Raw genomic sequence first — 7,428 nt, forward strand, 5'->3', positions numbered from 1 at the left:
CACCGATGTGGTCGCGTGCCGCGCGGCGTGTGGCACGCTGTCTCCGCCGACCAGGGCACCCGCTCCCTGCACGTCACCTGCGGCCTGCAGACCCACACGGCGACCGACCTGATGGCGTGCGTGTCCGAGCAGTTGCTCACGCACGAGGGCTGGAGGCGCGACCTGCCGCTGCTCGCCGCGCCGGACGTCCAGGCCGACGCCGTGGACCAGATGCGCAAGCGGCTCGCTGAACTGGTGGACGATCCCGGGCTGGTCGCCCGCTTCCGGGCGGCGACGGATGGGTAGGCCGTGGGCCGGATGGTGCCTAGCCTGCCGTACATCGACGCCGTCCCCGTCGACGGCGGTCTGCGGGTGAGGCGGACGACCGCCCGTGCGGTGCTGGACGTCGGCGAGGACACGGTGAGGCTGTCCGCCGCCGGCGCCGTGTACGAGTTCGCGCCCGAGGCGGAAGCGGTGCTGCGCCCGCTGGCCGCCGGCCGGACCGTGGATCTGCCCACGCTCGCCGACACGGCCGGCCTCGCCTCGGAGGACGTCGCCGCCCTGGTTCAGGAGCTCGTTGCCGGGCAGGCCGCCGTGGTGGGGAGCCTGCTGTGACAGCGGATCTCGCCCTGGGCACCTACCGGTGCCGGGCGATCCCGGAGGCGGCCGTCCGTGCGCGCAGTGGGTCGACACGGCCCCCAACTACGCCACAGGCCAGGCGCAGACCCTCCTGGCCTCGGTCCTGGCCGCCCACCCGTTGCTGAACGTCTCCACCAAGGCTGCTCACCGAACACTCGTAGAGCTTCGGCCGACCGCTTCGGGTCAGCTCGTCCAGGTCTTGATCTGAGCGGCGACCTCCCGTACCGGGAGCCCGTCGCGGGCGGCTCGGGCCAGCGGGAGAACGGTGTCCAGGCCGGCGCTCACCGGCATCCCGCACGCCGACAGGTAGGCCGCGGTCACCGTGGCGGCGAACAGCAGGTTCCGAGACCCATCTCAAGGCACGGGTTTCTCGCCAGCTCGCACGCGGGCGGAAAGCATTCAGCATGAGCCGAACTACCGAACGTCCACTATCGGCCAATGGGACGGAGGCCAGTTCTTTGCCCACGTCAGTGCTGTTTTCGCAGGCCGGGACGTCGATAGCCGGGTACTGCGGTGCCGGCGTAGGCTTTGGGTGCCCGGGCCGCTCGGCGTCGCCGGCCGTCAGCGACAGCACCGGCGCGTACAGATCCCCGAGCCCGCCGGAGGCCTGGACGTAGAACGCGGCGACGGCCTCGTTGAACGGGTCCTTCGGGTCGTACAGCGCCGCGGCGGTCGTGTGGTCCAAGACGACCGCGATCCCCGCCACTACGCGGCCACCCGCGCGGGCTTTCGCCTTCGCCTCCGCCTTCCGGGCTCGGCGCGCTGCCAAGGGAACGCGTGTACAACGGGGTGAGAGCAGCCTCCGGGACGCGTTTGTCGCTTCCCAACGGCGAGTTGGAGCAGTCCTAAGGTGGAGGTCGGCTCGTATCTCGCAGCGAGTGCGCAGGCGTTGGAACCGGTGGGGCCCAGCTGGCCGCCGAGCACGGCACGACCATCCGGAGGCCAGCTCGGCGCGGGCCAGCTCGGCCGCTCGGCGTACTCCGCTTGCGTGGGCGTTGGCCTCAGGTGGTGGGGCTACTCGCACCTGCAAGCCTGCGTCGCAGCCGCAACCCAAGGGACAGGTCCCGGGATGCCAGCGGCCGGTGGCGGCACCTCGCACGCCTCCACCGGGCCATAGCGGACCCCCCGCCGATGCCCCCCACCCGCGTGGAGCAGAGTCCGACCGGTCATGCCGGCCCGAGCCGCGAGAACCTCCGCACTCCTACCTCAAGCGCACATCCTGCGTACCAAGCGCGTCCAGGCCGCGCAGCCGGGGGGCGTCTCAGAGCCGATTCACCCGCTGGGGGCGGGAATGAGGCGCTGATGAGGGTAGAGCGCCTCGTCGACGGCGGGTCTCTCCGAAGCGCTGCCTTCACAAGATGGAGCTGATGAAGCGGCGCACCCTGGTCGGTGTCGAACGGGGCGATTCCAACAAGCCACCCGCCGAGTGCCATATGACGTGGCTGGAAGACGCCGTTGGGCACTCCCTGCTGGTGCTTTACCCATGTGAACTGAAGACAGAAGAAGTCGTTACCGGCCACCTTCAAAAGCAAGGCCTCGTAACAATTTGCCTTGCTGCTACGTTGGATCCACCGCGCACAGGAATGGGAGCCCGTACGAAAGTCCGCCACCGCCGTTTGACGATTTATAAGGGGACGTCCATGAGGAAGGTCAACGGGACGAGAAGGCGCGTCTTAACCGCCGTCGCCGTTTGCGGGATGGCTGCAAGTGTCCCGCTCGTTGGGGTGGGCACCGCGTCGGCGGCCGCAGATGCGGCCCCGCCTGGCTACGCGGGCCCGTTCCTGGGCGATTGCAAGGGGCACTGGGTGAGGACACTTCCCTTGCCGGATGGTGTGGCAGAGATCAAGATCTGGAAAGATCCCGCTGGGAGCGGCACGTACTGTGCCAAGACCTATGACAACCGGTCCGGCGACCACAACATGGAGATCCGCCTTCGCCGCTACGGGTGGACAACCTCGTGGAACGACACGGACGTCTATTCGACCTACGCCGGTGGAATCTACGTCTCTGGGGCCAATACCAACTGCGCCTATGCCAGCGGGTGGGTGGAGGTCGGCGGCACCCGGTATCCTCTGGGTGAAACTTTGGTGTGCGAGGACTAACCCCGATCTTTCATAATGGGCTGCCGAACGGCGGCCCTTCTCCCGTTACGGAGAGTCTTGACCGCTGCATCCGGAGTCGTGTTCCCCGGCGGGCCGATGTGGTCGGCGTTCCGGAAGCCGTGTGACCGCGGCACTCACTGCCAGCCCGAGCGGGGGATCGGGACGCCAGTCATGCAGAAGTATGCGATCGTCCAGCACATCACACGGTTCTTCCGGCCACCGCGTGGTGCAAGACGGCAGCCGCCCACGTTCGCCCGGCAACTGGCGGGGCTCTGGCTGTTCGCGCTTGTCCCTGATGCCGGGCTCACCGCGATCGGCTGGGACGCCGAGTTCGGCATGGCACTGCTGCTCCTCTTCTACGGCGACATCATCGGCGGGGTGCGGTACCGCTGGACGGCCATACTGGCCGCGCTAACAGTCCTGTCGGCTGCCAGCCCGCTCACAAGAGCCGTCCTACCTGGCTCCCTCGACGACGCCTGGGCACATAGCGTTGGCTGCGCTGTCGGTGTCACGGGGTAGCCGACTTAGGGGCTCCAGCACTGAGGCCGGTCCCCCGGGGCGCACGGGTAGGCCGTGGCCCCGTGGCCCACTCACCCTGCAGGGCGGGCGGCCACCTCCTGCCGCGCCTGGTGCCGTGGTACCGGCATTGACCACAGGCTTGAGCTACTCACCTGAATCTTCAGCCCGACCAAAGTGCTGATGAGAAACGAGGAACCAGGGGATCGGCCGCGAAAGCGAGCAAAAGTTGAAGGGCGGGATCGCCCAGCGGGTCGTCGCTGATCTCGTGAGCAGGGCGCTGATCGCCGTCGTCGTCTGGCCCGGTCGCGATGCGGAGGTCGTTCGGCCGCGCCTTTCGGCCTGGAGATGTCCGGGTGAGTGTGAGTTGGCTGGATGTGTAGGTGCGGCATACCCGGAATGGGGTGTACCGCGTGTTGTAGGTGGTCGGTGGGGAAAGCGGGGGTTTCACGCCGTGATCATGAGGGTCGGGCGCTGGCTGAGGGCGCAGACGCAGCTCTCGGGGGAGTGAGTGTGTGATGCGAGTTCTGGGACGGCTTGCGGCGGTGGCGGCGACGGGCGTGTGTGCGTTGAGCCTGGCCGCATGCGGCGGGAGCGACGAGGAGGCGTTCGCGGGAAAGTCTGCCGACGAGGTGGCCGACCAGGCCGTGAAGGCGACCCGACAGGCCGACTCCATGCACGTCAAGGGCCGTGTACGGCAGGAGGGCGGTGATTTGTTGGCGGTCGATGTCGCGGTCGACCGTGACAAGAACTGCGAGGGCACGCTGGAGCAGCAGGGTGCCACCGCGCAGGTGCGGCACACGAGCGCGACGCTGTATCTCAAGGGTGACGAGAAGTACTGGCAGACGAGCCTGAAGCAGCAGGCCGGCGCGGACAAGATCGTGCCCAAGGTGGCCGGCAAGTGGGTGAAGGTGCCTGCCGGGGACGAGCAGTTGAGCGGGCTGTGCGACAAGCAGGGTCTGCTGGCCGCGCTGGATGAGGACAAGTCCGAGCGCCAGGGCATGTCCAAGAAGGGCAGCACCTCAGTGGACGGTACCCCTGCGGTGAAGCTGACCAAGACGTCGGACGGGAAGACGTGGACGCTGTACGTCGCCTCCGAGGGCAAGCCCTACATCCTCAAGGCGACCACCACCGGCGGCTCCCAGCCCGAGTCCACGACGTTCAGCGACTACAACAAGCCCGTCAGGCCTGAGCAGCCGGCTGTCGGCGACACCGTCGACCTCAAGGAGCTCGCCGCGCAGTAGCCGTGGCGGCCGGCGCCGACGCCTGAGACATGAGGAATCCCCGCATGTGTCGGTCACACCCCTGGCGACGGGCACCCGTCAGGACCCGTCCACTCCACGGGTTCAGCCACAGCAGCCGACTGGCCCGGCGGAGTGTCCCGTCGTCTGGGGCGGCGACGTGCGTGAGCCGCACCTCGGCCGGCATGTTCAGCAGCCAGTGCACGAGCTCCGCGGCCTCCGCGCTCGGCCGGGCGTCCGGTGCGGCCGGCTTCAGCTCCGGGCCCTGGAGGCGAGCACAGCCCAGCGGTGAGCGGGATGTACGTCATGGGCACGCACCGTACGGGCGGCAGGGACGTGCGTCGCGGCACTCGGCGGAGGACCCGAGACCGCCGCACCTCGCGGCCGCCTGTACCGCCACCTGCGAATACTGGCCAGAAAGCGCGCCTCGCCCACCCGGCGAGCGGCTGGCACCAAAACGGCTACTCGCGCGGGCCTTGCGTTCTCCCGTTGCCAGCATGAGCACGCTCCCACCCGCTGGCTGGGCGCGAACGGCGGGCCCGCGAGCATGGCGCACGCACCTTTCCCGCGCAGGCGAGCAGCTGGTACGGGTGACTTGCGTTCGAAGCACGGGCATGGGTGCCTCACCGGCTTGGGCGGATGGGAGCCAGGTCTCACGCCGCTCCGCAGACCGGGATTCGTCAGGTCGGCCGCCGCATCGTGGACCCCGGCAGGACGCGCGTCGCTGCTGTCCGGGATCATTCGGTGTCTGCAGGCGGGAGTTCCGGCGGACCCTGCCTTCAGCGGCCCGGTCATAATGTTCCCTGCGTGCCGGGCCCGGCGCTCTGCGAGTGCGCCTGACCGGCGTCGGTTCGCGGATCGCAAGCGCGGGCCGCTCGCTTACAGCGTCAACCCGGAAGGCCCGAGCCATGAATGCGGCAGCCAGCACCACGACCGTCAGGACGAAGACGGGCGGGACCGCCATCCTGACGCGCGCCGCCGTCATGGAGGCATCCCGCACGGAACCCGACTACAACGCCTACGCCCCCAATGACGTTTGGGTCGTCGCCGACATCGGTGGCCGTCTCATCCCAGTGATCCCGTTGGTGCGCGCCGCCCTTGGCGCCGAACCGCACAACACCAATGAGGCTGAAGTCAGGATCAGGGAACTCGGGTTCCAGATCTTCATCAAGCGCCTGTAAACCCCGGGCGGGCAACCGGTCCGGCTCACGCAGACGCAGCTCAAGGACGCGCGCCCGTAACCAATCGAAGGCCGGCCTGCGGGACCTCGATGTGGTGGTGAAGCCCCGTCATGGGCCAGAGCGCCCGCGCAGATCTGCCCTCGGGCTACTGGCGCTGCACGCCGTACCGGGCCGGCCTGCCCCTGCCCGCCCCGGTATGCGCCCCTGTCCGGCCGGTCCGACGGAACGGTTCGCGCGGGCGGGGTCGCCGCCCCGCGGGTCGAGGTTCCAGTCACAGGCCGGGCACCAGGCGCTGAACCGGGGGTCGGACTGCGGTAGGGGCGTCTGACATCGAGGGCAGGCGGGGATGCATGGTCATCCATGAGGGATGATCTTGGCCCTGCCGGGACGGCGGCAGCAGGGCGTGATCCAGCCTTTACGAACCTTTGTACCTCGGTGAGCCGCCGGATCGGTCGTCGCGGCGGAGGGCAGGCAGCGGAGGCCGTCGCGGTAATGGAGTTGCCGTCGGTCGCGCCGCTCGGTGAGGCTGCCCGGGGTGACCGCCGGACCGAGCCTTGTGGGGATTGCCGATGCTGATCGACGCCGAGATCGAGTCGTTCGTCGCGGACGGTTTCGTCCGTGTGCCGGGGGCCGTCCCGAGGGGCACGGCGGAGGGGCGCTTCAGCCCTTCGCTGTCGTGGGTGTTGCCGGCGGAGACGCCGACGAGGAGGGGCAGGCCGTTCGCGTCCGACAGGATGTGCATCTTGGAATCCGGCTTGCCCCTGTCCACGGGGCTCGGACCTGTGTGTTCGCCCCCTTTGTAGCCCTGACGTGGTCGGTGTCCAGGACGACGCGGGTGACGTCGGTGAGGCCGGCGTCGTCGAGCTGGTGCAGCACGGCCTCGTGCAACCGCCCCCAGAGGCCGGCTCTCGACCAGATCAGGAACCGGCGGTGGGCGGTCGACTTCCCCGTCACTTCAAGCCCCAGCGCCTCCACGCGGACAAAGCCTACGACCGGGCCGACCTGCGGAAATGGTTACGTGGCAAACGCATCGGAGTACGGATCGCGCGCAAAGGCATCGAGTCCAGCGAACGATTGGGCCGCCGCCGGTGGGTCATCGAGCGCACCATGTCGTGGCTGTCCGGGTACCGCCGACTCAGCCCCCGATACGAGCGCGACCCCCGCAACTACCTGGCCTTTCTCGGCCTCGCCGCCGCCCTCTGCTGCTACAAACGACTTCTCCGCCTCACCACGTAGGACACAGTCTGAGTGCACAGGTGTGGTGCTATCGCTCGATTGGGCGGTACTCGGTCAGATCACGCGTCCCGCCATCCTTGTGGGGCAACCGCCGCTAAGGTCCTGGTCATGCCACAGATCATCTTCCTTCCGCATGAGAAGCACTGCCCGGACGGCAGCGTTGTTGAGGCCGAGCCCGGCAAGTCGATCCTTGAGGTCGCGCACGACCATCACATTGAAATCGAGGCTGCATGCGGCGGTGTGTCTGCCTGCACCACATGCCATGTCATCCTGCGTGACGGCTTCGACTCTGTGCCCGAGGCGGATGAGCTGGAAGAGGACTACCTCGACAGGGCCTGGGGCCTGGAGGCCACATCCAGGCTGTCGTGTCAGGCCCGCGTGGGAACCGAAGCCCTGACCGTCGAGATCCCCAGATACAGCCTCAACCACGCCGCGTCTTAGAGAGCATCTGATCTAAGTAGTTGGTAGTTAGGGATGATTTTGTGACGCCAGGTGCTGGCGGTCGTTAGGCCGGGCGTGAGTGTGCGTCGTCCT

At 68.3% G+C, this 7,428-nt stretch carries 7 protein-coding genes and 2 pseudogenes; 8 read left to right on the forward strand and 1 reads right to left on the reverse strand.

What is annotated here, in order from left to right; genetic code table 11:
• Together ACZ6CZ_RS37305 and ACZ6CZ_RS37310 are read left to right on the forward strand one after the other, a co-directional pair.
• A pseudogene (locus tag ACZ6CZ_RS37305) lies at positions 1 to 285 on the forward strand (cupin domain-containing protein); the annotation flags it as partial.
• Positions 286 to 297: 12 nt separating this feature from the next.
• The gene (locus tag ACZ6CZ_RS37310; protein ID WP_469030426.1) at positions 298 to 594 is read left to right on the forward strand and encodes a winged helix domain-containing protein; all 297 of its coding nucleotides are present in this window, start codon (positions 298 to 300) and stop codon (positions 592 to 594) included.
• 207 nt (positions 595 to 801) lie between these two features.
• On the opposite strand, the gene ACZ6CZ_RS37315 is transcribed toward ACZ6CZ_RS37310, so the two are convergent.
• On the reverse strand, positions 802 to 939 hold the full coding sequence (locus tag ACZ6CZ_RS37315) for a hypothetical protein (protein ID WP_469030428.1): 138 nt from the start codon (positions 937 to 939) through the stop codon (positions 802 to 804).
• A gap of 1,037 nt (positions 940 to 1,976) precedes the next feature.
• On the opposite strand from ACZ6CZ_RS37315, the gene ACZ6CZ_RS37320 reads away from it, so the two are divergent.
• From ACZ6CZ_RS37320 to fdx, 6 genes and pseudogenes are all read left to right on the forward strand, one after another.
• Entirely contained in the window at positions 1,977 to 2,720 is a 744-nt protein-coding gene (locus tag ACZ6CZ_RS37320; protein WP_469030430.1) for a hypothetical protein, read from the forward strand.
• 57 nt (positions 2,721 to 2,777) lie between these two features.
• Positions 2,778 to 3,239, forward strand: coding sequence for a hypothetical protein (locus ACZ6CZ_RS37325; protein ID WP_469030433.1), 462 nt, complete (start codon positions 2,778 to 2,780; stop codon positions 3,237 to 3,239).
• Positions 3,240 to 3,796: 557 nt separating this feature from the next.
• A complete protein-coding gene (locus ACZ6CZ_RS37330; RefSeq protein WP_469030440.1) occupies positions 3,797 to 4,480 on the forward strand; it encodes a LolA-like protein in 684 nt (227 codons plus the stop codon).
• A gap of 905 nt (positions 4,481 to 5,385) precedes the next feature.
• Positions 5,386 to 5,658, forward strand: coding sequence for a hypothetical protein (locus tag ACZ6CZ_RS37335; protein WP_469030435.1), 273 nt, complete (start codon positions 5,386 to 5,388; stop codon positions 5,656 to 5,658).
• Between the two features lie 900 nt (positions 5,659 to 6,558).
• Positions 6,559 to 6,894: pseudogene (locus ACZ6CZ_RS37340) on the forward strand (transposase); the annotation flags it as partial.
• A 108-nt stretch (positions 6,895 to 7,002) separates the two neighbouring features.
• Positions 7,003 to 7,335: an ISC system 2Fe-2S type ferredoxin gene (fdx, locus tag ACZ6CZ_RS37345; RefSeq protein WP_469030437.1), complete on the forward strand. Its 333-nt coding sequence runs from the start codon at positions 7,003 to 7,005 to the stop codon at positions 7,333 to 7,335.
• The last annotated feature ends 93 nt before the right edge of the window (positions 7,336 to 7,428 follow it).

Source organism: Streptomyces sp. NPDC041135, from assembly GCF_055592085.1.

What these genes read in the sequence shown, in the direction of transcription:
- ACZ6CZ_RS37320 (WP_469030430.1), top strand. Translation starts at nt 1,977, where the DNA reads ATGGAGCTGATGAAGCGGCGCACCCTGGTCGGTGTCGAACGGGGCGAT.
- fdx (WP_469030437.1), top strand. Translation starts at nt 7,003, where the DNA reads ATGCCACAGATCATCTTCCTTCCGCATGAGAAGCACTGCCCGGACGGC.
- ACZ6CZ_RS37335 (WP_469030435.1), top strand. Translation starts at nt 5,386, where the DNA reads ATGAATGCGGCAGCCAGCACCACGACCGTCAGGACGAAGACGGGCGGG.
- ACZ6CZ_RS37310 (WP_469030426.1), top strand. Translation starts at nt 298, where the DNA reads ATGGTGCCTAGCCTGCCGTACATCGACGCCGTCCCCGTCGACGGCGGT.